The 25,787-nt window shown below is 71.3% G+C and carries 16 protein-coding genes; 9 read left to right on the top strand and 7 right to left on the bottom strand.

Annotated features, from left to right (window positions below; all coding sequences use genetic code 11):
- The first annotated feature begins 133 nt into the window (after window positions 1–133).
- A complete protein-coding gene (locus tag ACI799_RS01430; protein ID WP_456612221.1) occupies window positions 134–1,849 on the top strand; it encodes a helix-turn-helix domain-containing protein in 1,716 nt (571 codons plus the stop codon).
- A gap of 22 nt (window positions 1,850–1,871) precedes the next feature.
- Here ACI799_RS01430 and ACI799_RS01435 read toward each other — a convergent pair whose 3' ends face one another.
- Window positions 1,872–2,771, bottom strand: a complete 900-nt coding sequence (locus ACI799_RS01435; protein ID WP_456612222.1) for a LysR substrate-binding domain-containing protein — start codon at window positions 2,769–2,771, stop codon at window positions 1,872–1,874.
- A gap of 88 nt (window positions 2,772–2,859) precedes the next feature.
- On the opposite strand from ACI799_RS01435, the gene ACI799_RS01440 reads away from it, so the two are divergent.
- Window positions 2,860–4,050, top strand: a complete 1,191-nt coding sequence (locus ACI799_RS01440) for an acyl-CoA dehydrogenase family protein (protein WP_456612223.1) — start codon at window positions 2,860–2,862, stop codon at window positions 4,048–4,050.
- Window positions 4,047–5,261: a CaiB/BaiF CoA transferase family protein gene (locus ACI799_RS01445; RefSeq protein ID WP_456612224.1), complete on the top strand. Its 1,215-nt coding sequence runs from the start codon at window positions 4,047–4,049 to the stop codon at window positions 5,259–5,261. Before ACI799_RS01440 ends, ACI799_RS01445 begins: the two co-directional genes overlap by 4 nt.
- A 37-nt stretch (window positions 5,262–5,298) precedes the next feature.
- Here ACI799_RS01445 and ACI799_RS01450 read toward each other — a convergent pair whose 3' ends face one another.
- From ACI799_RS01450 to ACI799_RS01460, 3 genes are all read right to left on the bottom strand, one after another.
- Window positions 5,299–6,279: an NADPH:quinone reductase gene (locus tag ACI799_RS01450; protein WP_456612225.1), complete on the bottom strand. Its 981-nt coding sequence runs from the start codon at window positions 6,277–6,279 to the stop codon at window positions 5,299–5,301.
- A 311-nt stretch (window positions 6,280–6,590) separates the two neighbouring features.
- Window positions 6,591–6,965 carry a DoxX family protein gene (locus ACI799_RS01455; protein ID WP_456612226.1) on the bottom strand — a complete coding sequence of 125 codons (375 nt, stop codon included), beginning with the start codon at window positions 6,963–6,965 and terminating at the stop codon, window positions 6,591–6,593.
- A gap of 81 nt (window positions 6,966–7,046) precedes the next feature.
- Entirely contained in the window at window positions 7,047–7,628 is a 582-nt protein-coding gene (locus tag ACI799_RS01460) for an NADPH-dependent FMN reductase (protein WP_456612227.1), read from the bottom strand.
- Window positions 7,629–7,716: 88 nt separating this feature from the next.
- On the opposite strand from ACI799_RS01460, the gene ACI799_RS01465 reads away from it, so the two are divergent.
- On the top strand, window positions 7,717–8,256 hold the full coding sequence (locus ACI799_RS01465) for a MarR family winged helix-turn-helix transcriptional regulator (protein ID WP_456612228.1): 540 nt from the start codon (window positions 7,717–7,719) through the stop codon (window positions 8,254–8,256).
- Here the strand turns inward: ACI799_RS01465 and ACI799_RS01470 are convergent.
- Window positions 8,249–9,049, bottom strand: a complete 801-nt coding sequence (locus ACI799_RS01470) for a hypothetical protein (protein ID WP_456612229.1) — start codon at window positions 9,047–9,049, stop codon at window positions 8,249–8,251. The two genes, ACI799_RS01465 and ACI799_RS01470, sit on opposite strands and share 8 nt — an antisense overlap.
- An 812-nt stretch (window positions 9,050–9,861) precedes the next feature.
- On the opposite strand from ACI799_RS01470, the gene ACI799_RS01475 reads away from it, so the two are divergent.
- Entirely contained in the window at window positions 9,862–13,248 is a 3,387-nt protein-coding gene (locus ACI799_RS01475) for a TM0106 family RecB-like putative nuclease (protein ID WP_456612230.1), read from the top strand.
- A 593-nt stretch (window positions 13,249–13,841) separates the two neighbouring features.
- Window positions 13,842–19,154 (top strand): sacsin N-terminal ATP-binding-like domain-containing protein, encoded by a 5,313-nt coding sequence (locus ACI799_RS01480; protein ID WP_456612231.1) that lies wholly within the window; start codon window positions 13,842–13,844, stop codon window positions 19,152–19,154.
- A gap of 699 nt (window positions 19,155–19,853) precedes the next feature.
- Here the strand turns inward: ACI799_RS01480 and ACI799_RS01485 are convergent.
- Both ACI799_RS01485 and ACI799_RS01490 read right to left on the bottom strand, forming a co-directional pair.
- Window positions 19,854–20,123, bottom strand: a complete 270-nt coding sequence (locus ACI799_RS01485; RefSeq protein WP_456612232.1) for a DUF2442 domain-containing protein — start codon at window positions 20,121–20,123, stop codon at window positions 19,854–19,856.
- 1,161 nt (window positions 20,124–21,284) lie between these two features.
- A complete protein-coding gene (locus ACI799_RS01490; protein WP_456612233.1) occupies window positions 21,285–22,226 on the bottom strand; it encodes a hypothetical protein in 942 nt (313 codons plus the stop codon).
- A gap of 286 nt (window positions 22,227–22,512) precedes the next feature.
- Between ACI799_RS01490 and ACI799_RS01495 the strand changes: the two genes are divergently transcribed.
- The 3 genes from ACI799_RS01495 to ACI799_RS01505 are packed head-to-tail and all read left to right on the top strand — an operon-like array spanning window position 22,513 to window position 25,735.
- Window positions 22,513–22,779: a hypothetical protein gene (locus tag ACI799_RS01495; RefSeq protein WP_456612234.1), complete on the top strand. Its 267-nt coding sequence runs from the start codon at window positions 22,513–22,515 to the stop codon at window positions 22,777–22,779.
- Window positions 22,776–24,347 carry a hypothetical protein gene (locus ACI799_RS01500; protein ID WP_456612235.1) on the top strand — a complete coding sequence of 524 codons (1,572 nt, stop codon included), beginning with the start codon at window positions 22,776–22,778 and terminating at the stop codon, window positions 24,345–24,347. The genes ACI799_RS01495 and ACI799_RS01500 overlap by 4 nt, the downstream gene beginning before the upstream one ends.
- Window positions 24,344–25,735 carry a hypothetical protein gene (locus tag ACI799_RS01505; protein WP_456612236.1) on the top strand — a complete coding sequence of 464 codons (1,392 nt, stop codon included), beginning with the start codon at window positions 24,344–24,346 and terminating at the stop codon, window positions 25,733–25,735. Before ACI799_RS01500 ends, ACI799_RS01505 begins: the two co-directional genes overlap by 4 nt.
- Window positions 25,736–25,787: the final 52 nt, after the last annotated feature.

Genomic DNA, 25,787 nt, shown 5'->3' on the forward strand with positions numbered 1-25,787 from the left:
GTTGTTTCCATGTGAAACACCGGCTATCGGGGGCTCGACCTGCGCCGATACCGGGATCGCAATGATCGCCGGGCGGCCAGGTATCAGTTGTGTCGGTTGATGCGGACGATGGCTGCCGGAGTGCGGAGGTGTGATGACGGATCCGGTGCGTGAGGCGCGCGAGGAGTTGATCCGAGCGGGCCTGCTGGGAGACGTCCCGGCCTCCGCCGTGGTGCCGGACCTGGTCCTGCGGAGCTGGCGCCGCTCCATCGGCGGCAGCGTGCAGGCGGCGGCGCTGGCCCAGCGCTACCGCGAGGTCGAGGCGGACTCCGTCCTGCGACGGGCCGCCGACCCGGTCCTCGACCGCTGGCAGGAGCAGCTGACGGGCACCGGCACGACGCTGTTCCTCAGTGACCGGGCGGGGAACATCGTGGCCCGGCGGGCCAGTGACAGCGGCCTGCGGCGCCAGCTGGACCGGGTCAACGCCGCCGAGGGGTTCGACTACTCGGAGGAGTCGGTCGGCACCAACGGGCTGGGCACCTCGATGGTCGAGCGGCGGGCGGTCTACATCGAGGGCAGCCAGCACTACAACGACGCGCTGGCGACCCTCGCGTGCGCCGCTGCGCCCGTGTGCGCTCCCACCGGGGCGGTCGTCGGGTCGGTCTCCGTCGGCGGTCCGCTGGAGGTCGCCAACCCGCTGATGCTGACCGTCACCCAGGAGATCGGACGCCAGATCGAGGAGCGGCTGCGTGCCGCTTCCCGACCGGAGGACCTAGCGCTAGCCATGTCGTTCATGCGCTACGCGAACTCGTCCAGGCCGACGGTCGTCATGGACAGCGCGTCGTTGCTGGCGAACAACGCCGGGGTGCCCTACATCGACGTCGGATCCCGCGTCGTGCTGTGGGAGCTGCTCAGCGCGCACGACTGGTCGTCCGGCCGTCCGGCACGGTTCCCCCTCGAGGGCACGGGGGTCGAGGTGACCGCCCGGAGGGTCCTCGATGGGCCTCGGGCGCACTTCGTCGCCCACTTCGACGAGGTCGTCCCCGTCCCGGAGCTGGCGGCGGTGCCGGTGCGGGGCGGCACGGCCGCCGCCGTGCGGGAGGAAGTGGACGACCGCGGTGGCGTGGCCGTCGTCGAGGGACCGCGGGGATCCGGCCGGGCGACCCGGGTCCGTCTCCTGCAGGCCCAGGCAGAGGGCAGCGCTGTTCTCCGGGAGGTCGTGGTGGCGCCGACGGCAGCGCCGCCGTGGGACGAGGTCACCGGTTGGCTGTCCGGCGGTACGGACGTCCTGCTGAGGCGCGTGGAGGACCTGCCGGACCGGGATGCCCCCCGGCTGGTGCGGTTGGTGGCCGACCTCCGGGCGGCGTCGTCCCCTGGGGCGCTGTGGCTCACGGTCTCCGCCGAGGACGCGCCGCCTGCGCTGCAGGCCATCATCGACGAGCGGGAGCCCGTGGCGCGCACCCAGGCGCTGGCGCGGACCCCGGAACGCATCCCTGGTCTGGTCCGGGACCTGCTCGAGGAGGCCGACCCGCAGCGGCGGCACACCGTGTCACCTGCAGCGCTGCAGGCCCTCGTGCAGTGGAGCTGGCCGGGCAACCTCGCCGAGCTCGTCGAGACCGTGGCGACCCTGGTGCGCGACGTCCCCGCCTCGGTGATCGAACGCCGCCACCTGCCGCGTCGGCTGCAGCGGCCGGGTGCCGGCCGGACCCTCGGGCTGATGGAGAGTGCCGAGCGCGAGGCCATCGTCTCCGCTCTGCAGCGGTCCGCGGGCAACAAGTCCGAGGCGGCGGAGCTGCTGGGGATCGGCCGGACCACGCTGTACCGCAAGATGCGGCAGCACGGCCTCGACGACCCCGAGAGCCTGACCTGACCGGTCGTCGGCACGAGGCCGGTCAGTGCTCCGGCCCGGCGTCGAGGGCGAGGACCTCGTCGAGGACGGCGCTGAGGACGGGGCTGGTGTCTGCGCGACGCCAGGCGACTCGCAGGTCGACGTCAGCGGCAGGGTCGGTGAGCGGCACGAACACCACGTGGGGGTCGGTGTCGTTCTCCGCGACCGAGGCCAGCGTCAGATGGCAGCCCACCTCCGCGCTCACCAGGGCGAGAGCTGTCTGCGTGTCGGGGGCCACCTGGACGATGTCGGGCACGAAGCCGGCCTCCTGCGTGAGCCGGCGCAGCCGGTCAGGGAGGACCGCGCCCTCGTGCGTGGGCAGGGAGACGAAGGCCTCGCCGGCCAGGTGCCCGATCGGGACCCGGCGCATGCCTGCCAGCGCGTGGGTGTCGGGCATGGCCACGACGAGGGAGTCGGGCATCACCACTCGGGCCTCGACCTCGGCGGGGAGGACGTCCCAGCGGCCCAGGGCCAGGTCGGTCTCGCCTTGGAGCAGCTTCTTCATCGCCGGTTGCGCGTAGTTCTGGCTGGACAGCTCCAACTGGATCCCGGGCCGTCGGGACCGCACGACTCGGGCCAAGCGGGCGACGAGCCGATGGGTCGAGACGCCGGCGAAGGCGATCCTCACGACTCCTACCTCGCCGTGGTCGGCGGACCGGACGGCAGTGGCTGCCCGCTGCAGGGCGTCGACCACCTCGCGGGCAGGTCCGACCAGCGCCTGCCCGCTGGCCGTGAGCCGAACCGTGCGGGTGTTCCGGTCGAAGAGGACCGACCCCAGCTCCCGTTCCAGCTGTTTGATCGTGCGACTCAACGGCGGCTGGGCCATGAGCAGCCGCTCGGCCGCGCGGCCGAAATGCAGTTCCTCGGCCACCGCCAGGAAGCACCGCAACTGCCCGACGTCCATGGATACGCCCTCCCGGCTCGCTGTTATGCCAACAGAGGTATCACAGAAGGACGCATTAGGTATTGGACCGGTAAGGATGACGCCGTGCATGGTGGTCGCCATGTACACCGGCAATCCCGATGTCCCCGATGACGTCTTCGCCGACGTCCGCAAGCAGGTACAGGACTTCGTCCGGACCCGCGTCGTGCCACGCGAGTACGAGATCATGACCTCGGACGCCATCCCGCCGGACCTCCGCGCCGAGGCGGCGGACATGGGGCTGTTCGGCTACGCGATCCCGCAGGAGTGGGGCGGTCTCGGCCTGGACCTCGTGCAGGACGTCGAGCTCGCGATGGAGCTGGGCTACACCTCACTGTCGTTCCGGTCGATGTTCGGCACCAACAACGGGATCGCCGGCCAGGTGTTGGTCGGCTTCGGTACGGAGGAGCAGCGGGCGCGGTGGCTGCCGGGGCTCGCTGCGGGCGAGATCGTCGCCTCGTTCGCCCTGACCGAGCCCGGCGCCGGGTCCAATCCGGCTGGACTGCGGACCACCGCGACCGCCGACGGCGACAGCTGGGTGATCGACGGCAGCAAGCGGTTCATCACCAACGCCACGGAGGCGGACCTCTTCGTGGTGTTCGCCCGCGTCCGACCGGCTCCGGAGGCCGGTACCGGCATCGCGGTGTTCCTCGTGCCGGCCACGACACCGGGGGTCGAGGTCGGGGTCAAGGACGCGAAGATGGGGCAGGAGGGATCGCGCACGGCGGACGTCACCCTCACCGGAGTACGCGTCGGACCCGAGGCGCTCGTGGGCGGGGCCGCTGAGGCCGGCTACCGCGCCGCGATGACCTCGCTCGCCCGCGGCCGCGTCCATGTCGCCGGGCTGGCCGTCGGCTGCGCTCAGCGCGCCCTGGACGAGTCGGTGGCCTATGCCGCGACGGCCACCCAGGGCGGCACGGCCATCGGCGACTTCCAGTTGGTGCAGGCGATGCTCGCCGATCAGCAGACGGGGGTGCTCGCCGGGCGGACGCTGGCCCGCGAGGCCGCCCGGCTCTACGTGACCGGCGTGGACCGCCGCATCGCCCCGTCGGCCGCCAAGCTCTTCTGCACCGAGATGGCCGGCCGGGCTGCCGACCTGGCGGTGCAGGTGCACGGAGGCAGCGGGTACATGCGCGAGGTCCCGGTGGAGCGGCTCTACCGGGACGTCCGCCTGCTCCGCCTCTACGAGGGCACCAGCGAGATCCAGCGCCTGATCATCGGCGGCGGGCTGGTCCGCGCCGAGCGGGAGAGGGCTGCGTGACCCGACCGCTCGACGGCGTCACCGTCGTCACCCTGGAGCAGGCGGTGGCCGCACCGCTGGCCACCCGCAACCTGGCCGACCTCGGTGCCCGGGTCGTCAAGGTCGAACGGGTGGACGGCGGGGATTTCGCCCGTGGCTACGACCACGTGGTTCATGGCACCGGTGCCCACTTCGTCTGGCTCAACCGCGGCAAGGAGTCCCTTGCCGTCGACCTCAAGACAGCTGAGGGACGCACGGTGGTCCGGCGCCTCGTCGACCGCGCCGACGTCTTCGTCCAGAACCTGGCACCCGGTGCGGCGGAGCGGCTGGGGTTGGGCGCCGAGGAACTCCGCGCCGGCCACCCGGAACTGGTGGTCGCGGGGCTGTCCGGGTTCGGCGCCGGCGGGCCGCTGGAGCAGCGCAAGGCGTACGACATGCTCATCCAGGCCGAGGCAGGGTTGATCTCGATCACGGGCACCCCGGAGACACCGGTCAAGACCGGTATCCCGACCGCAGACATCGCGTCGGGCATGTACTGCGCGCAAGCCGTCCTCGCGGCCCTGCTGCGCCGGTGGCGGACCGGGGAGGGCGCCACCATCGAGGTCTCGATGCTCGAGGCCACGGTCGAGTGGATGGGCCACGCCTTGTACACGCAGATGCACACCGGCAGCCAGCCGCCGCGGATGGGGCTGAGCCACAGCTCGATCGCGCCCTACGACGCCTACCCGACCCGGGACGGCCAGGTCCTCATCGGAGTCCAGAACGACAGCGGCTGGCGCACCCTGGTGGGGGAGGTGCTGGGCGTACCCGAGCTGGCAGACGACCCGCGGTTCCTCACCAACGTGGACCGTGTGCGGAACCGTGCCGAGTGCGACGCCGCGGTGGCGGCGCAGACCGTCGGCTGGGACACCGCCTTGCTCGACGCCCGGCTCGCCGCGGCCGGCGTGCCCGCGGCGCAGGTCAAGCAGCTCGACCAGGTTGCCGCCCATGCCCAGCTTCGCGCCCGGGACCGGTGGCGCACGGTGGGGACGGAGCACGCCCAGATCCCGGCGCTGCTGCCGCCGGCGACTTTCGCCGACGTCGAGGCACGCATGGGCGACGTGCCGGCGCTCGGCCAGCACACGCGCGCCCTGCTGGTGGAGTCCGGGCTAGGCGAGGCGGACGCCGATGACGTGATCAGCCGCGGCATCGCTCTTCAGGACGCGAACCACCCGGTCGCCTCGGCCGGCTGACCGGACGACGCCGTTCCGAGGTGGCGCCGGGACCCGGTCAGTCCTCGATCGCCAGCAGCACGCGCTCGCGGGTGCCGGCGTCGACCCGGTCATGGGCCTCGGCCGCGGCGGTGAGCGGCATCGGGCTCCCGATCGGCACGGCGAGCGCGCCGTCGTGCGCCGCGGTCGTGAGGTCGGTGGCGGCCTGCCGCTTAGCCTCGGCGGGGAAGTCGTCGCTGCCGAGAAGGCGGATCGTCACGTTGTCGAACAGCAGCGGCCAGAACGCGAACCCGGGCCGGTCCTTCCGGGTGCCGTAGGCGGCGATGACGGTGCCGACCTTGGTGACGTCGGCGTCGAGGTCCGCGTTGTCGGAGAAGGACACCTCGACGATGCGGTCCACGCCGCCGCCTGCGTGATCTCGGATCGCGGCAACGGGGTCGGAACCGTCGAGGGCGACGGCATGCGCCACCGTCCGCGCCGGGACCCGGCCGAGGTCACCGCTGCTGCGGACGGTCCCGATGACGGTCGCACCGCCCCAGGTCGCCAGCGCGGCGGCCAGCCCGCCGACCCCACCGAGGACGCCGTGCACGAGCACGGTCGTGCCGGTGACGGGGCCGTCGCCGAACACCGCGCGGTGTGCGGTGATGCCGGGGATCCCGAGGCAGGCCCCCAGCTCGTCGGGGACCTCGTCGGGCAGGTCGACAGCGAGGACGTCGGGCACCACGGTGAACTCCGCAGCGGTGCCGAACGGCCGGTAGGACTGCGCGCCGTGCACCCACACGCGTCGGCCGACCCGGCGCGGGTCGACCCCGTTCCCGACGGCGTCGACGACCCCGGCGGCATCGCTGTGCGGGACCACCCGCGGGAAGGGCATCGAGGAGCCCAGCCAGCCGCGGCGCTTCTTGGTGTCACCGGGGTTCACCCCGGAGAACCGCACCCGCACCCGGACCTCGCCGGGACCGGGCTCGAGGTCGGGCAGCTCTCCGACCTGTAGGACGTCCGCGGCCGGTCCCTGCCGGTCGTACCACACAGCGCGCATGCGCTCCTCCTCGACGTCGTGTCCCAGTTGGCACCCAGCGACCTTGCCCTCCGCCCGACGACGTGCCCCCGTTCGTGTGGCACGGGTCCATCCGCACGATCGAGTAGCGCGTCGGCGGCGTCGGACTGGCCGATGCGGAGTTGCGGCATCCGGGCGTCCTATCTCAGCCGTCCACGTGCTCGTTCCGCGCGCACCTCCCTCGGGGTGTTGGCGAGGCCCGCTCGTCCTCGGTCGGCGTGTACCCGCGGTGGTCTGCGGACCGGCGTCGGGAACCGCGACCGGGGGTCTGGGTCAGGCCCTCGGGGGCCGGGTCAGAAGGCGTACTCGCCGAAGCGCTGAACGGCGACGAAGATGGCGAGCGCGGCCAGGATGACGTTGGCCAAGATGTTGGGGTACTCGCGCCGGCGGGCGTGGGTGACGGCGGCGCCGAGCATGAGGATGGCAAGCCCGACGGCGGCCAGCGGCACCAGGACGGTGGCGGTGTCCAGGAGCGCCGGGAGGATGAGCCCGAGGGCGCCGAGGACCTCCAGGGCGCCGATGGCCTTCACGCCTGTGTCCGGCACGTCCTCAGCCCAGCCCTGGCCGGCCTCCACCAGCGCCGGCTTAGGCTGGGTGAGCTTCATCAGGCCCACCGCGAGGAAGACGGCGGCGAGCAGGGCGGTGATGATCCACAGGGCGATGTTCATGAAGTTCCTCCGTGTTGGGTGAGCGCCGACAGGCGGCCCGCGTCCCTCTCGGGATGGCCGCGTCGGCGCGGAATGGTGAGGTCAGGCCGCGGCGGCGGCGCTAGCGGCCGCGCGCAGCGGGGCGAGTGCGATGCTCCAGGCCACGACTTGGTCGAGCAGCGTGGTGAGCGCCGGAACGTTGTAGTCGCCCGGCTGGAACTCCGAGAAGTTCTCCAACTCGGTGATGATGGACAGCGCCACCTGCTGGCGGACGTCGGCCATCTGCAACTCGCCGGCGACCAGGCGCAGTTGCTCGACGGCGCGGCCGCCGCCGGCGGAGCCGTAGGAGACGAAGCCAACCGCCTTGTTGTTCCACTCGGCGTACAGGTAGTCGATGGCGTTCTTCAACACGCCGGAGGTGCCGTGGTTGTACTCCGGGGTGACGATGACGAACCCGTCGAAGGAGGCGATCGTCGCCGCCCACCGCCGGGTGTGCTCGCCCTGGTACTGGCCCAGCGACGGCGGCAGCGGCTCATCGAGATGCGGCAGTGGGTAGTCGCGTAGGTCGACAAGCTCGAACTCGGCGTCGTCGCGGCGGGCGGCGACGTCGAGCACCCAGCGGGCCACCTGCTCGCCGTTCCGGTTGAGGCGGGTACTGCCGAGGATGATGCCGATCCGGGTCATGACGACCTCCGATCACTTGAACGCTCAACTGTGAACGTCATCGTATGGAGAGTGACTTGAACGGTCAAGTGACGGGTAGTCTGATGTCGTGGACGAGACGAACCCACTGCCGGGTGCCGACTCCTGTCCGCCTGCGGCCCTCGCCGAGGCCGGCTCCGACTCAGCGGAGGACGTCCGGTGGCTGACGGCGGAGGAGGAGTCCACCTGGCGTTCGCTGATGACCCTGATGACCCAGCTCCCCTGGGCGCTCGAGTGCCAACTGCAGCGGGACGCGCAGCTGAGCGTCGTCGAGTACCACGTGCTGGCGATGCTGTCGGAACGACCGGAGCACACGATGCGGATGAGTGAGCTCGCGGCGTTGACGAACGCGTCGTTGTCCCGACTCTCGCATCTGGTCAAGCGCCTGGAGGGCAGAGGGTTCGTCCGGCGGGAGCCCGATCCCGCCGACGGTCGCTACACGCACGCAATCTTGACCGATGACGGGTACAGCCATCTGGCAGCAAACGCGCCGGGTCACGTGCGCCAGGTTCGGGACCTGGTCATGGACGCCTTGACGCCAGAGCAGGTTCATGCGCTTGGCGACATCGTCGGTCAGGTCCTGGCACGAGTGGGCCGCGCCGTCATCTGACCGGTGTCCCGGGGCCGGCCTGCGCGCAGCGAAGCCAAGCAGCATGCCCGCATCCCGCTGCTCTTCTGGATGTCCTGGCGGCCCTGCACGGCAGACGGGTGGTGTGGATCCTCGAACTCGAATGCCTAGCGGGCCCCAGCTCGCGTCTGCTTGTGGATCGTGAAGTCGAGGTGCGCGTCGGCGTCCGCCCCGACGTCCACGCCGGTCGCAGTGCGAGGCGCCGACGGGAGGCCGGGCATGTCGGCGGTGTGGGCGTCGCCGTCGGAGCATCCGCGGCGGGACGGCGGAGGCCGTCGAGCAGCGCGGTGACGCCGGCGGAGAGGCGGCTGGCGGCGGTGAGGGTGACGGTGCGCCGGTCGGGGTCGACGACGGCGAGCACGTCGGCGCCGTCGGGAATGCCGGCCTGCCGCCGGACCCCGGCGGTCATGGTGAGCCGGCCGCGCGCGTCCAATGGCAGGGCGGCGGTGGCGTGGTTTGGCCGCGGCCGCTCGGAGCTGCCGGGCAGGTACACGGTGACCGGAGCACCGTCGCGCTCGGCGGGGAGCTTGGTGGCAGCGCCAGCGTCGACCGGTAGCTGCAGCCGGCCCTTGGCGTCCAGGCTGCGCATGAGCGTGGTGCTGCGGGCGGCAGCCATGTCGGCCGACTGAGCCCAGATGCCGAACAGGTCGACCTGGAGACGGCTCTCGGCGAGACCGGCGCCGGAGGCGACGGCGGCCAGGTTGAGCGCATCGTCGGGCGCACGCTCACCGGCACCGCGCAGTAGCGCACTGAGCCCGGTCCGCGAGGACGGCACACCGGTCAGGGCGGGGGAGGCCTGCCGCCCGGTGACGGGCGGCGTCCTCGTGCTGTCGCCGGTCCCGAGAGGCGAGCCGGGCCGGATGCCGCTGCGGGGGGAGGTCTCAGCGGCGCGCCGGCGGGCAGCCGGGTGGGCCGGGGGAGCGGGGTTCGGCATGGACCGACTGGTCCGGGGTGAGCCGGCTTGGGCACTAGCGGCCAGCAGCCGCTGGACGGCGACGGCGTCAAAGCCGTGGCCGGCCGCGGAAGCGGGACGGCGCGCGGGCGGTGCCGGCGGGATGGTTGCCGTGCCCTGGTCCCCCGGGACGGTGGCCGTCTGTGGACCGAGAGGGGCTCGGGTCAGGTCTGGGAGGTGGGCAGCCGCCCACTTCGAAGTGTCCGAGGGGGGACTTGGGCACCGTGAAGTGGGAGCCGTCCCACCGGCTGCCCCCGCTGGGGGAGTGGAGCGCGGTGTACGCGGCTTCGTGGACATGTTCGGACCGTAGCGCGCTGACCCGACAAGATCGCGAGTCAGCGCCCCGGCTCCTCTGGGCGACGCGGTCGTACGTCAGCCCGTAGGGCAGCGCTTCCGCACCCGCCGCAGCAGCCCAGGTCGCCGTCGGGTTCGCGAGGACGGTGCCGTGCGCGACGAATGGCCCCCGGGGCGCAGCCCATCAGTGACCAGGTGGGCACCGGCTCGCCTGTTCCTTCGGGCCGAGTCGGTCGCGCCTGTTCCTCATAGTGGCCGTTGCCTGAGAGCCTCGGTCCAGCGAGTCGCCGCAGGCCGGCGAGCAAGCTCCCCACCCGGTCGGCACTTGTGAGGCACGCAGCATGGTCGAACGCACGCTCACCCCTTCCAAGATCACGGCGTGGCTTGAGTGCGCCGCGTACCTCGATCTCAAGCATCAGGTCGAGGAGGGGCTGCGGGAGCGACCACCCGCGGGGATGAGCTCCTTCGCCCGGCTGCTCGCGGAGAAGGGGCTGGCCCACGAGGAGGCGTGTCGGCGGGAGTACATCGACCGCGGCCTGCGGGTACGGACCATCCCCGATCGGTTGCCCCGGGAGTCTTTCGCCGCCTGGGTAGCGCGCGTTGGAGATCCCTTCACCGATGACGACTGGGACGTGCTTTACCAGGTGCCGCTGATGCACGGCGGCATTCGCGGCATCGCCGACTTCCTGCTGCGGGTCGTAGCGCCGGATGGTTCCGTCTCGATCGAGCCGGTCGACGCCAAGCTCGCCCGGCAGGCGGCCAAGCCCGGGCACGTGCTGCAGCTGTCGTTCTACGCGGAGGCGATCGAAGCGGCGACCGGCAGGCGCCCCGACCGGATGCACCTGTGGCTCGGCTCCGGCCAGGTCGAGTCGCTGCTGGTGGCGGACTTCCACGCCTACTGGCAGCGCCTGCGTGCTCGGCTGGCGCGCGTGCTGGAGCTGGAGGTCGCGACCGGTGCCGCCGTGCCGGAGCCTTGCCAGCACTGCACCTTCTGCGAGTTCGTCGACGTCTGTGACCACAGCTGGCGCGCCGCGGACTCCCTCGTGTTCGTTGCCGGGCTCCGCAGCGCCGACCGCGCGCTGCTGCAGGAGGCGGGCGTGCGCACCCTCGAGGCTCTCGCCGAGCAGAAGGACGTCGTGCCGGGAGTGCCGGAGCAGCGGCAGGCCCGTGTCGTCACCCAGGCTCGGCTGCAGCGGGAGGCCCGCCTGCAGCCGGAAGGGGAACGTCCGCCGTTCCTGCTCATCGAGGCGGGCGAAGAGCCGGGCTGGGGCCACGGCTTCGCCCTGTTGCCCGAGCCGGACGACGGCGACGTCTTCCTCGACTTCGAGGGGCACCCGTTCTGGCGCCCCGACGCGGGGCTGTTCTTCCTGCTCGGGCTGATCGAGCGCACCCCGCTGGGCGCTTGGGAGTACCGCACCTGGTGGGCGCACGATCGGGCGCAGGAGGGCGCGGCGGTGGCCGGGCTGATCGCCTACCTGCGCGAGCGGCGCGAGCAGTTCCCCCGGATGCACGTCTACCACTACAACCACACCGAGCGGTCCTCGCTGGAGCAGCTGGCGGCGCAGCATGGCGTAGGCGAGGTTGCCCTCATGGAGCTCGTCGAGACCGGCGCCTTCGTCGACCTGCTCGTCGTCGCCCGCAACGCCGTCCAGGTGGGCGCCGAGTCCTACGGGCTCAAGGCCCTGGAGCGGCTCACCGGCTACGAGCGGGGTCACGACATCGACCGGGGCGCGGGTGCCGTCGTCGAGTACGAGCGGTGGATGGCCACGGCAGCGACTGACGCCCTAGACGCCATCGCCGCTTACAACGAGGACGACGTGCGGGCGACCCGGGCCCTTCGCGACTGGCTGGTCGAGCACCGTCCCGCGGAGTTGTCCTGGCGGCCGGCCGTGCTCGACCCGGCCGGCGACCTCCCCGAGCTCGACGCCCGCGTCGAGCAGCTCCACGCCCACGGCGCGGACACGCCGGAGCACCTGCTCGGCGACGTGCTCGGGTACTGGCGCCGGGAGTGGAAGGCCTACCTGGCCCCCCGGCTCGCCACCTGCGCAGGCGACACCGCTGACCTGCTGGAGGATCCGTCGGTGCTCGCGGGGCTCGAGCCGGTCGGGCTGGTGGAGCGCCTGGGCGCCAGCGGCAATCCGATCACGCCGGCGATGCGGTTCCGGTTCCCGCCGCAGGACAGCGCCGACGTCGACAAGACCGTTCTCTTCCCGGTCGTCGACGGCCCGCCGGCCTACGCGAGCGTCTGCCGGCTCGACGCCGACACGCGTGAGCTCGACCTGCTCTGGTCGGACGCGCTGGCCGAGCGTGGTGTGCTGCCGACGGTGGTCGCCGCCAACGACTGGATCAGCCCGAACCCCAAGCCGGCGGCCCTGTCCGAGCTGGCGGACGCGGTGCTGGACCCCGCGGCGACGCCCAGCCCCGTCGCCATGGCGTTGCTGCGCCGTGACCTGCCGCGCTTCGTGCCCGGGCGAGGCCCCGCGGGCGGCGTCTTCACCGACGACCTCGACGACATGCTCGCCTGGACGACCGCGCTCGACGGGACCTGCGTCGCCGTGCAAGGACCGCCCGGGACGGGCAAGACGTTCCGCGGAGCGCGACAGATCCACGCGCTCATCACCGCGGGCAAGCGCGTCGGCATCACCGCCTTCAGCCACCACGCCATCGACAACCTGCTCGAAGCAGTTGTCGAGTTGTTCCAGGAGCGGGGGGAGCTGGACCGGCTCCAGGCGGTGAAGAAGGTCGGCGCGGCGGGCACGGGCTCCCTGCCGGACGTCACCTATGTGAGCTCTAACAGGGCGGCCGCCAAGGCGACCTTCAACCTGGTGGCAGGGACCACCTGGCTCTTCTCCGGTCCCGACCTGGCCACCCAGCCGGTCGACGTGCTCGTCGTGGACGAGGCGGGCCAGCTGTCGCTGGCCGATACGCTGGCCGCCTGTCGCTCGGCCGGCAACCTGCTGCTGCTCGGCGACCCTCTACAGCTGCCCCAGGTGGCGCAGGCGTCGCACCCCGGAACCAGCGGTGGCAGCGCGCTCCAGCACCTGCTCGGCGACGCGAAGACCATGCCGCGCGAGCGCGGGGTGTTCCTCACCGAGACACGGCGCATGCACCCCGACGTCTGCACGTTCATCTCCGACCACATCTACGAGGGGCGGCTCAGCAGCCACGACAGTTGCGCGGGCCAGAGCACCGAGTTCGGCACCGGCCTGCGCTGGCTCCGGGCGGAGCACGAGGGGTGCTCGACCTCCGCCGCGGAGGAGGTCGACCTGGTGCACGCCGAGATCCGGCGGCTGCTGGGCACCAAGTGGGTGAACCAGAAGGGCGAGGCGGCGCCGCTCACGGTCCGGGATTTTCTCGTCGTCGCGCCTTACAACGACCAGGTGCACCTGCTCCGCGAGCGCCTCGAGGCCGACCCATTGACCCGGGGCGTCGCCGTCGGTTCCGTCGACAAGTTCCAGGGACGGCAAGCGGCGGTGGTCCTGTTCAGCATGGCCACCTCCGGCGCCGAGCACATGCCCCGCAGCGCCGACTTCCTGTTCTCGCGCAACCGGCTCAACGTCGCCGTCAGCCGGGCCCGGTGCCTGGCCTACCTCATTTGCACCGAGGAACTGCTGGACAGTCAGGGAAGGGACGTCGAAGAGATGCGCCTCATTTCCACGCTATGCGCGTTCGCTGCGTCAGCCGGACAGATGGAATGGCCAACGTCGGTGGGTGCGGCCGCGCAGTAGCGCCCGGCTGTCAACGTGGGGTCTGACCGAACTGACGAGGGGCCTCCCGTCCGATTGGACGGGAAGCCCCTCGTTGCACCGTGCGCGGTGAGTTGCTACGTCGCCCATGTTCAGCGGAGTCGGCGCGGGCTCGTCCGGAGACCGGGCCGGTCGTGGGGCTGCAGGCCCTGGCCGGTCACGCAGAAAGTCGGCTCGAGAGTGCCCGCCCGGATTCGGCGAGACATCCGGGGCAGCTGCGCCTGGTGTGGATTTCCAGGATTCGCCCGTGGGTGACGTGAGCCGCAACGTGACCTTGTCGGTGCGCCCTGCGATGCTCGGCGAAATCTCCCGAGCCGGCCATGGGGGGCGGCGGCCTGACGTCTGCGGTGCGCGCACGGTGGCGCGCGCTCCAGCGGCGGATGGCCGGGAGGGCTGGGGAAGGTTGAGAGGACGGCCTCGTGAGTCCGGTGGAGTCTGCTGGTGGCTTGGTAGAGCGGGACGCGGGGTTGCCGACGTCGCACGCCCGCGATTTCGCGCATGAGGTCCGCACTCGAGGGGCCGGCGTGGTCCAGTCTTACCTGGACACCAGGGACCGCAGTGACTCGCACCGCAGCGTGAAGAGCCTGATCGAGGAGACGGCAACGGAGTACGGCGGCCGCTTCTTCCTGGAGCTTCTGCAGAACGCTCACGACGCCCACACGCCTGGGGCGACAGATGGCCGGGTACTCCTGCTGCTCGACGAGACCGAGGGGCCGCACGGCACCGTCTACGCCGCGGACCGGGGACGCGGATTCGATTTCGAGGCCTTCCGGGCGATCAGCAACCTCGGCCTGAGCAGCAAGCCGGTGGGGGAGGGAATCGGGAACAAGGGCGTCGGGTTCAAGAGCGTGCTGCAGGTCTGCGAATCGCCGGAGATCTACAGCGGGGATCCCGCCGACCTCACGGCGGAGGGGTACTGCTTCCGCTTCGCGGACGACTCCGACCTTCGGCGGATGGTGCCGGACGAGGCGCTGCTGGACTCTGTCCTCGCCGACGTTTCTCGCTACACCGTTCCCGTCCCGATCGGCGACGTTCCCGCGATGGTGCGGCGGCTGAGGGACGAGGGCTTCAGCTCCGTGCTGCGGCTCCCACTGCGGAGCGCGGTCGCTGCAGCGGAGGCTGGGAATCGCTTCGATGAGCTGGGCGCGAGCGAGGTTCCCGTCGTCCTGTTCCTAACCCGGATTGAGCGGCTCTCCCTCGTCCGGTGCAACGGCCAGGGCACGACCGAGCTGCACCTTGACCGCGCCGTGACAGTCATTCCTCTCGGCCCGGCCGACCCCACGGCGGAACTGGTCACGGTGGGGGACGGCGAGCAGTTCCTCGTCGTCACCCGGACCGTCGACCCGGGACGGCTGCGCGCCACCATCGAGGCCGCGGTGGCCGCCGAGCGGCTCAAGGACAAGTGGCTGAAGTGGGAGGCGCCGGCCGAGGTGTCCCTGGCGGTGTCCTTCGGATGGGACACCTACGAGCGTCGCCTCTATACCTACCTGCCGATGGGCGAGGACGCGATCTCGCCCATGCCCGGCCACCTGCACGCGCCGTTCTACACGGACTACTCGCGGACCGGTATCGAGTCGTCGCATCCGCTGAACAGCATGTTGTTGGACGTCGCCGGCGACCTGGCGGTCGACGCCGCGGTGGCGCTGCTGGCGGCGACGTCCCCGACGGCTGAGGAGGATTCGGAGGCCGACGCCATGGCCGCCGCTGTGACCGACCTTGTGAGCTGGTCGGACCGGTACGTCGGGCACCTGCAGTGCGCCCGGCCAGACGGGGCTTCACTGGCGACCCTGCCGGTCCTTCCCGGTCGTGGCGACGCCCTCTCGATGGCCGACGCGGCCCACTGGCCCGACGGTCCATGGGTTGTCTTGACGGCGGCCCGGGCGGAGAAGGTCGCCGGTATCCGGTGTCTCCGTGCCAGTCTCGGGGTTCAGCGAGTCCGCCGACTCCGGGACACCATGGCGGCCCTCGGCCAAGACCTCGACCTCCCGGCCGAGCGCCTCGCCGCGGCGGTGGAGACGATGGCGGCCCGCTGTCTGGCTGAGTCGTTGCCGATTGCACAGTGGGAACTGCTCTACGACGACCTCGCGGGGCTGTTCCCTACTGAGACGGGGGCCCGGGAGCTGGGCGGCCGCCAACTGCTGCTGGCAGAGGACCGCACCCTGCAGCCCTGCCTGGTTCCGCCCGCCCCCCGTGTGCCGGTCCCCCTGGTCGGGGGCCGGGTGCCGTCCGCCACAGGGACCGGCACCGGACGGCGCGCCCCCCGCGCGGCCCGCGCGGCCGCTTTCTTCCCCCCGGTGCGGCAGCGGATCGAGGATGAGGACGAGGTCGACCCGGACGTCGACCTCGACCTGCCGCGGATCCTGAAGAACCGGCTGTTCTTTCTCCACCCCGACCTCGTCTGGCACGACGAGAACCGCCAGCCCACCCGCGCCCGGACATTCCTGCAGAACAACCGGCTGGTTCGCAAGTTCGATGCCCGCAGCGTGGCCGACCAGCTCCGCGCCGTCCTGACGGAGACGAGTAGCCCCGCCGCCCACCAGGACGGCCTCCGATTCCTGTTCAACCTCCAGCGGAGCCGCCCCTCCACGAGCCTCCCGCTGGGCGACTCCAACGTGCGGCTCCCGTCTCTGTCCGGGGACCTGGTGCACGCCGCCCGCGCGCTGTTCTCCGCCGACTGGCCGGACACCCGGGGGGCGGACCTGCAGGCGGTGGCCTCTTCGGGCGACGTGTCAGGCGAGCTGGCGGACCTGGCCACGAGGCTCTTGCCCGCCCCCTCAGCCCTGCTCCGGCCGACGGATGACGTGACCGCCTGGGTGGGGTTCCTGCGGCGGCTCGGTGTGACCGATCTGCTGCCGGTCCTCGAGCTCCGTGACAGCCGGGAGCTCAAGGGCCGCGATCTCACTCGCGAAAGGCTCACCGGTGCAGCTGGTCTCCCGGAGGACGTTGTCGCCGGCTGGTCGACCGGCTGGACCGTGGAGCCATACGGCTGGTTTCGGGACACTCCCTACAAGACGAACGGTGTGCTGACCTGGCTGCCGGGGCAGGGGGCTGTCGAACTGCTACCGCCGGCCGTGCGACGGGCCTACGGACGGCTGATCGTGGCCGGGCTCGAAGCATGGCCGGAAAGCCACCTTGTGACCGTGTGGCAGCGGGATCGCCCCGGTGACAAGAACGCGCAGCACATCCCGACCCCGCTGGCGGTCTTCATCGCGAGCGGTCGCTGGATGAACGTACGCAAGGCCGGCACCGCAGAGGGCCAGTTCGTGGCCGCCCAGGAGTGCTGGCACTTTGTGGGCGGGCACGACGCTGCGCCCCCGAGGTACGCCTGGCTGGTCGCCAGCGAGCTGCGGGCCCTTCTGGACCAGATGCCGACCGCCCTGCGGCGGCTCCGGCAGGCGGGCATGGGGGTATGGAACAACCCGACGGATGCACCCCGGCTCGTCAATCACCTCCCCGCCATCCTCGCCCGCGGCGACGTTGACGCGGCGGCCGTGCCCCAGGTGCACAACGCCTACCGCGCGGCGTGGCGGCAGGCGTTGCAACGCACCGGAGGAGCGCCCGGGTTCACGGCGGAACGGCTCATCGTCCGTATCACTGGCGAGCTGAGTATCCTCCCGGTCACCGACCTAACGGCCGACCGACCCATCGTGGTGACCGACGACAGCGACGACGACTTCCTCCGGCGGGCCGCCGCCGACTTCGGGATGCCGGTCCTCGAGCTGGACACCGCAGCGGATGCCGCCTGTGCCCGGATCAGCGACTGGTCGCCGGACGGCGCCGTGCGACCTGCCCAGCTGGGCCTTCAGGTCCAGCTGGACGGCACCGACTTCGAGCCGACGGCGAGCCGTCCGTCGTTGCTCGAGGAGCTGCCGTGGTTGCGGGCCGTGCTGTTCATGATCCTCGAGCACCGGACGCCTGCCCACGAGCGCCCTGGTGAATCGGCGTTGCGGTCCTTCGGGGAACGCGTCCGCCGCCTGCGGCTCGCGACAGCCGGCAGCGTCACCGTCCGGGTCGGGTCGGACGTCCGGCAGCCGCCGGCCCGCCTTCGCGGCGTCCTCCCCGTGCCGCACGAGATGTGCCCGACTCTCGTGATGGAGCGGGACGTTGATCAGCCGCTCTCGTGGGAGACGCTGGACGCGGTGGCCGAACCCCTGATGCGATTGCTCGACTATCCGCGCCTGGCCACCGAACTGAAGCTGGCGATCTTCCGACTCAGCCGCACCGGGCACCCAGTGCAGGACGATGCGTCCCCGGAGTTCCTTGCCGAAGCCTGCGACATTGAGCCCGACCTTGCCCGTCGGACGATCAGCCAGCTCGGCAGCGGGGTGGAGAGCACCCTGGAGCGGCTCGAGCCCGTGGTGTTTCACCTGTGGGGACCGGCGGCCGCGGCAGCGCTCACGGTGCCGAGTGCGCCGTCGACCGACGAGCAGCTCGAGCAGTATCTGCGTGCCGCAGGCGCAGTGGCGGGACGCCCCGCCGATGACGCGGACCGGCTGTTGCACGCCGCTCGGGCAGCAGAGGACCTCGACGCGCTACGCAGGGGGCAGGGCATCCCACTGGCCGGGATCAACAACGCGCTCGACAGGCTGGATCCGCCCCGTCCGCGGATCGACTACGGCTCTCAGCACCAGGAGACTTTCGAACTCGGCGTCCTCCGGCACTGGCCCGAGCTGCTGGACCGGCTCCGCTGGGCTCACCTGGACGGTCAGGCCGCGCAGGTCCCGATCCCGGGATGGAAACTGCTTCGGGACCGGTTGCGGCTTTCGCCGGACCCGGCGTGGGCCCAGATCCGGGACGACATCCCCGAGCACGACGTCCTCGCCGAAGCAGAGCGGCAACTCGTCTTGGCGAACGGAGGGCCGTTGCCGGAGACCGGCCCGGCTCTGCCTCCCGTCGAGCCCACCCGCCGGGCCAACGTGGCTGCAGCCGAGCGGGTAATCGCGGATGCAACTCCTGTCGTCCACGCCTGGTGTCGAAAGAACCACCATTCCTTGCCCGTGGGCTGGTCCGACGCAACGGATGTTCGACCCGTCGTCGAGGCCCTCGACCGGGCCGGCGCGCTGGACTTCCGTCCACTCCATGCCGGCGACGTCCTCGCCTGGACCCTCGCCGTCGAGGCTTGGCCGAAGGACATGCCGCTCACGACGGACCTGACAGCACTTGGGCTCACCGACGCCGACTTGGCGACGCAGCTCAGCGATGAGGAGCAGGCGAGGCAGGAGCGGCGGCGGGCCCGGCGGACCGTGGCGGTCGACGGCGAGCCGATCGACATCGGTGATGGATACGCGGAACTGCGCGAGCGGCTGCTCAGATCGCTCGACGACGCACCGTCGTTCTTACAGACACAGGCGCGCTACACACGCCTGGCGCCCAGTCCCACGACGGCGCGCCGGTCAGGGACCGGCGAACCCAGCGGTGGCGGTCGCGGCGCCGCTGTGCGCGCCTCGGACCAGCAGCTGAACGCCATCGGTTTCGCGGGGGAGTGGTTGGCTTATCACTGGCTCGCTGAGCGGTACCCAGATCAGTTCACCGACGACTGCTGGGTCTCGACCAATCGGGCGAAGGCCTTCCCTGGTGCACTCGGCGACGACGGCCTCGGCTACGACTTCATCGTTCCCACCAGGAGTGGGGCTGTCATGTACGAGGTCAAGTCGACGACACAGGACGGCGGCGAGATTCGGTTGGGGGAAAGCGAGGTGTTGACCGCGCAGGCGCACTCGCGCAACAACCGGTGGCGGCTTCTGGTGGTCACCGACGTCCTCACGACCGAACGACGCATCGTGCAGCTGCGGAACCCCTTTGCGCCCGAGAGCCGAGGACTGTTCACCTTCGCTGGCCAGGGACTCCGGCTGCTCTACCGGCCAGATGTGGGAGCTGGGCGGCGATGAACTGCGGTCGAACGGTGCTGTACTGGCCCTGCTGAGACCGGCCGTGACTTCCAGCTGGTCCAGTCGCCCCGTGCAGGCGGAACCGCTCTATAACGCTCGCGCTGGGTGGAGTAGGGGAGCGGTTCGAGCCGCTACCGGTCGAACGACACTGCGCTGAGCCGCAACGCAACGAAGGGACACGATGTCCGGGACCGCCGAAGGTCCCGCTGAGTCTGGGGACGCGCGCTCGCCCTACGCGCTCGCAGACGATGATCCGAGGTTCGGGCCGCCGAACCGGGTCACCGAGACACCCGTCGACCCGCAGTTGGCGCTGTTGCCCACGCACGGGAGGGAGTGGTCCGACTTCGAGCGGCTTCTCCTGCGCGTCGGGCGCGAGGTGCAGGGACTCCGCCCGGTCCGGCTATTCGGCAACCCTGGACAGGCGCAATACGGACTGGACGCCATCGGCCTCAACGCGCAGAACGAAATAGAGGCCATCCAAGGCAAGAGGTACGCCAGCTTCGACGTCAGTGACCTCGACGCCGCCGTCACCATGTTCGTGGACGGGCCGATGGCGGCCGAAGTCCAGAGATTGGCCATAGGAGTGTCGAGTCGCGCCAACGAGCGCGAGGTCAGTACTCGGCTGGTCAGGCTGAATCGTGACCACGCGCCGACCGAGTTCGAGCTTTGGGACCGTGCCGTGCCCCGAAGCCTCGGCGGTCAGCAGCGTCGGACCTTGCGCGCCTTCGCGTACAGAGCGTCCGGGGACAGGTCGGCGGAGTTCGGCCACGCGATGGTGCCGGCGTCGGCATCGACTCGGACGGCGGCAAAGGTGGCGTAGTCACGGCGGACGGGTTCGAACGCCGGTCCATGCAGGAGGTCCTCGACGTCGACCTCGCCGACCTCGCCGGTGCTGAACTCCAGCCGCAAGACGTAGCCGGCGACGATCTCGGCACCGACCACGTCGACCAAAGCCCCGTCGCCGTGCACGCCGCTCCTTCCCTTCAGGTGGCCGAAACCGTGGCCGGTGTCCTCGGCGCCTCGGACCTCGGACCTCGGACCTCGGATGATCGTGCGCCTTCCTGCGGGGCAGCGTCCACGCCAAACGCCGCCGGGATCAGGACCTGCTGGCCGGCGTCGAAGTGGATGGCGCCGAGAACGGCTCCCAGGCCGTCGGCGGGCAGGGCGTTCTTGTCTCGGCCGCCGGTGGCTTCCTCGCCGCGGCCGAGCAGTAGGTGCGAACGCAGTCCACCGTGGCCGAACTGGCGGCGCGCCGGGCGTGCGCGGTGCCTCCGGGGAGGTACGCGTTCGCCGGCTAACCATCGGAGGTGTGATCGTGGATGGGGATCCCCGTGTCGGGTGCTGATGCTGGCTGCACCCCTCCGGGTGTCGGCACGGTTCTGTGAAGCCTGGAGCCTGGGTCGGATGGCGCAGGAGTCCATCGCGTGCGGGTTCGCCTCCGAGCTATGACGCGGGTGGCCCGCTGAGCAGCCCGGAGACGACGGTGCCGGTGTCTGGCACGTCGAGGTGTTCGTTGTCCTTCCACAGGCGGAGCGCCAACCGTCTGGCCGCTGGCGGCTGCGTGGACAGCCACTGGGCACGGTCGCCTTGGAGAGTGCGCTGGGCGGCAAGGCGTCCGTGCCACTGTGTCGCCTCGGGGTCGTTCCGGAGTTGGTCGGCGATCTGCTTGAACACCTGAGCGATGCCGGGCCACCCGGTGGGGACGGTGTCGGCTGCGTGGACGCGGGTGCAGCCGCTCCCTGGGCCGGGGAGGATGAGTGGGAACGGGGCGGGCAGGCCGACGGCGGCTCGCCACGGGGCCCTCGGTCGCCCGCAGATGGGGCAGGGCAGCTTGACCCGTTCCTGGCGGCCGACGATGACGAACCCGCCGTCTTCGCCCAGTGGTCCGTCCGGGATCGCGTGGTAGGACGCCCAGCCGAAGCGCGTGCGGCGCCACCGCCAATGACCTGGTGTGCGCGGGGGACTGGCCTGGTGTGACGCCGGCAGGGGAGTGCTGCCTGGCGGTGCCGATGTGGAGCTGGGTTCGGGGGTGGGGTTGCTGCTCGTCGGAGGCCTCCGATGTGGTCGTCGCTTGCCCAGCGGACACGTCGTCCGGGAGGGGCTACGCGGTCTTGAGCGACGGGGGTGGGGCTATGCGGTCTTCAGGACGGAGGCGGGGGTCGGGGAGGAGCAGGTGGAGAAGGCGGTGATGGGGCTGCAGTAGGGGCAGCGGCACCAGGTCGTGGTCGCCGGCGCGGGGATTGGTAGCCGGCTGCGACGGCGACGGCCGTTGCGCTGGGCGGCGTAGTCGGCGCGGGCCTGCTGCGGCGTGACGGAGGCGGGGAAGTAGACGGCAAGGTCTTCGACCTTGAAGTGCCCGATGCGGGGGTTGCCTGTCTCGGCTTCGCGGATGAGGAGGTCTCGCCGGGTGACGAACAGCTTCTCCTTCGCGGTGAGCGGTGCGCCGGCGGCCAGAAGCATGGAGACGACCTGGGCGGTGTCGACGGCGCGTCCGCCGAGGCGGTGGATGAGTGCGGCGGCGAAGTCGCGGGCGTTGGGGTAGTGGCAGGGCGCGGTGGCGTGCGCTCCGCCGAGGGCGTAGACGGTGATCGCGTCAGAGATCTGTTGCCCGAGGGCGTCGGCGAGGGTGCGTTCGGGCGGAGTGAGCCGCCGGTATGCCTCGCGGGCGTTGCTCTGCGTGTTCAGCGGTCGCGTGCGCATGGTCGAGCGCTTGAGCGTGGCCGCTTCCAGGACGCGCAGCATGTCCAGCCGGTAGGGGAGGGGGCGGCTGAGAAGCGCGAGCCCCGCGGACTCCATGTACGGGGTGCGCTGCTTCAGGGACTGGACGACGCGGCTGCCGCTGACGCCTTCGGAGATGCCGATGTAGCTGGTCGGCACGCTACCGAGGCTGACGCCGGTAAACCCGTACAGGAGCGTGCCGTGAATGGCGCGCAGGAGGTCAGCGGTGTTGGCGGGCATCGGCAGGATGCGCAGCTCGCAGCTGTCGAGCAGCTGGATGCGCACCGGGGTGATCGGGATGCCGTGGATGACCTGGTTGGGCCCTAGCGGCTGAACGTACGAAGACAACAGCACCTCCCGAGGTGATCAAGATCGACTCCCGAATGGTGCGGCACCGCTCCGACAGGCAGAAGATCGTCATGGATCGGCCGGAGGTGTGCGGTTCACCCGTTGGGGCGGTGCGCCTTGGGTGTTGTCGCCGCCAGCGGGGAGGTCAGGCGGCCGAGGTTGGTCGGCGCTGCGGGGTGAGATCGGCACGGGTGCCCCTCCATGGGGCGCCGGTGCGATGTGCGACTTAGCAGGAGGGGCGTCGTAGGTAAGACCCGTGCGTCTGTCCACGCGCTGCGGACGGTCGACAGGCATGAGCGCGAACGCGAAGAACCGCTCGGTGCCGGACTCCGCCGCCGAGACCCAGATCCTGAAGTTGTTGGCTGAGCTGGGCGACCAGCGCACCGCTGATGAGCGCGAGGGGGGTGCGTTGTGGGCTGAGGTCGGTGACTGGTGCTGGGCGATGGATCTGCCTCGGAACGCCGAGTCGGTGGACCTGTTCGCCGCTGACCGGGACGTGCCGCTGTCGGGCACGCAACTGCGGCGCCTGCGGAACCTGGCCGAACGGAGTCAGTCGTGACCAGGCGGCCCGGTTGGCGGCCGGCGAATGTCTACGTCCCGAAACGGGTCGACTTGGGCGCGTTGAGCGAGCGGCTGACGCAGTACATGGCCGGTCCCCGGGTGGCCGCTTCCAGTGTCGCGACCTACGAACGGTGCCTTCGCAGGGTCGAGATCTGGTGCCGCCGCCGGGGAGTCCCTTGGTTCCCGATGTCGCCGCAGGTGTTGGGCGCCTGGCTTGCCGCCGGCCTGCTTGGAACGGCGCGGACGGGGGCCGTCGGAGCAACGATGGATGAGGGCGAGGGAAGTCACGAGAGTGTGGCGCCCGCACCGCTGGCCATGAGCACGGTCGATCAGACATGGGCCGCTATCGCGTGGCAGCACCGGTCGCGCGGGGTATCCAGTCCGACGGAGGATCTGTGGGCACAGACCGTGCGCCGGGGACTGCGGCGGGCCTTGGCCGGTCATCGGATCCGGAAGGCGCCGCCGCTGTCGCCCGACGACGTCCGTGCTCTGGTGGCGGTCGAGCCGTCGTGGACGCCGACCGGTCTAGCCGAGCGTGCGCTGCTGCTGTCGGCGGTCCGCTGGGGGCTGCCGCTGTCGCGGGTGGCAGTGGTGCCGCCTGGAGCATTCGACCTCACCTCGCCCACGCAGGCGACCTTCGCGTGTGGGGCGAGCATCCTCACGGTCGAGTGCGCCGGCGGGGCAAAGTGCGACGTCGACTGCCTGTTCTGCGCGTTGTGGGCCTGCAGCCAGCTGGTCCCGGCTGATGCCCCGTACCTGTTCGGCATCCAGCCCGGTGACGACGCGGGAGACGACTACCGGATCCGCACCGCGGTCGAGCACCGCGCCCAGCAGCTCTGGGCCCGGAGCGTCGTGGAGACCCGGGCCCGCAGCGGCCGCGGCCGCTGGCCGATCGAGATCCGCGGCGGCAGGATCGTCGTCGGCGAGCCCGTCGCCGGCGACACCCACCTGTTCGCCGGGCTGTGCCGAGGCCTTGCGCTCAGCACCTCCGTGGACGGGCTTCTCCTGCTCCAGCAGCGCGCGGGGCTGTTGCTGTCCTGGCATCGCGGACTTCGCAGCGACGACCTGCGGCGCCGACACCGCGGCTGCCTCCAGCGCAGCGAGAAGGGCTACCGGCTCACGATCGAGTCGGCGAAGGGCTCGCGGACGGCCGTCGTCCTCGGTGTTCGGCCGGCCGTCGACCCGCGCCTGGACCCGGTCGCCGCCCTCGATCGGTGGCTCTCCGTCCTGGATGCAGCTGCGGCAGGCAGCGTTCCGGCCGACGAACTGCCGCTGGTGGTCCGCTGTCCCCGCGGGGCGAATCTCACGCTCGAGGCGGTGACCTACAACTGGATGTGGCGGCACTTCACGGAGCTGCAGGCGCGTGCCGGGGTGTCCGGGTTCACCCTGCACTCGACTCGCACGGGATTCGCGGTGACGGCGGCAGAGGGCAAGGCCACGGCGGACCAGCTGCGGCGGGTGATGCGGCAGAAGAACGTCAATGTCGCGGTCGGCTACGTGCTGAGCCGGGCTGCGGCATCCCGACCTGCGCCGCTGACCCTGGCGCGTGCGGCGGGTGTGGCATGAGCAAGTCGATCAGTCACCTGGCTGCGGACGCACGGGCGGAGCAAGTCGTCCGCGACCAGCTGTCGGTCGCCGGCGGCCTGGCCGACGGCACCGCGGAGAACTACCGCGGCTGGGCAAGCCGCTTCGCGGCCTGGTGCCAGGTCAACGGGCTCGAGGCATTTCCGGCCGATGACGAAAACGCGCAACTCTTCCTGCACGCGCACTATCCCGGCTGGCGCTACTCGTATGCGAAGGCGTTCCCGGCCGCACTGCGGGCCGAGCACCGGCGCCGCGGTCTGGCCGACCCGGTTCTGATCGGATGCACCGAGTACCTGCGGCGGTTGAGCCGCGACGAGGCGGCTGCCCAGGATCAGGAGAAGGTGGCCGCCCTGCGGGTGCAGGAGGCCGACACCATCGGCAAGACGCTGGCGCAGCTGCCGCCGCAGGATCCCCGGGTGGTCCGTGTCCGCGCCGTGGTGCTCGTCTCCGCGCTGCTGGGCCTGCCGCTGCTCGAGCTGCCGGCCCGGGCGTTCGACGACCCGGACGTGCTGTGGGCTGAGCGGCTCCCGGCGTCGGCGATGCTGGCCGGCGACGGCGAGGTGCGGCTGATGCCGCCGGGGACTGAGGGTGTCATCGTTGACGCCCGGCGCCGTCCGACCGAGTACGCATTGCTGAGTGTGGCGCTGGCCCAGGCTGCGGACCCGGCTTACCCCCTGGCCGGCTCCCGCGGGGAGTCGCGGCGACTGACGTCGCAGGCGGCGGCACGGAGCGGCCTGAGCTCGCGGGTCGCAGGGCCGATGGCCGCGTTGTCGGCGGAGGACCTGCGCTTCCTGCTGGCGAACGTCGATCAGCACTACCAGCGGCGGGTGCGGGACTGGGCGTACGTGCTGGCCGGAGTGTTCACCGCCTGCCGACACGACGAGCTGTCCCGTTTCATGCTTGACCTGCTGGATGACACCCCACAGGGCTACGGCGTGTGGGTCGACCGGGTCAAGAACCACCGCGAGGGGCACGACTTCAAGGTTGGGCACGTGGAGGACGCGCTGATCTGCACGCATCCGCTGTGCCCGGCGTGTGCGTTGCGCGCTCACCGCGAGGTGGTGCGCCGGGCGCAGGGGCGGACCACCGGGCCGGTGTTCGCCACCTACTACGGCAGCCAGTGGCGGATCATGACGCGGCAGAACGGTCGCCGGGTCGTCAAAGGGCTGTGGGAACGCGCCGGCCTGCCTGGCGAGGCGCGGGTGGCCACGCGCGCCCTGCGGGCCGGTGGCATCACCACCGCCAGCGAAGGCGGCTGGGAGGTGTGGCAGATCGCCGACGAGCTGTCGTTCCACCGGGACGTCAACGTCTGCGAGGTGTACGTGCGGCGGGTGGATCCGTTCTCGCACGAGTTCTTCCTGCCCGTCTGAAACTCGATGGGCTCGGCCGCGGCCGTCTTCGGACGTCCGCGGCCGAGCACGA

It is taken from the genome of Blastococcus sp. SYSU DS0753, from assembly GCF_054051175.1.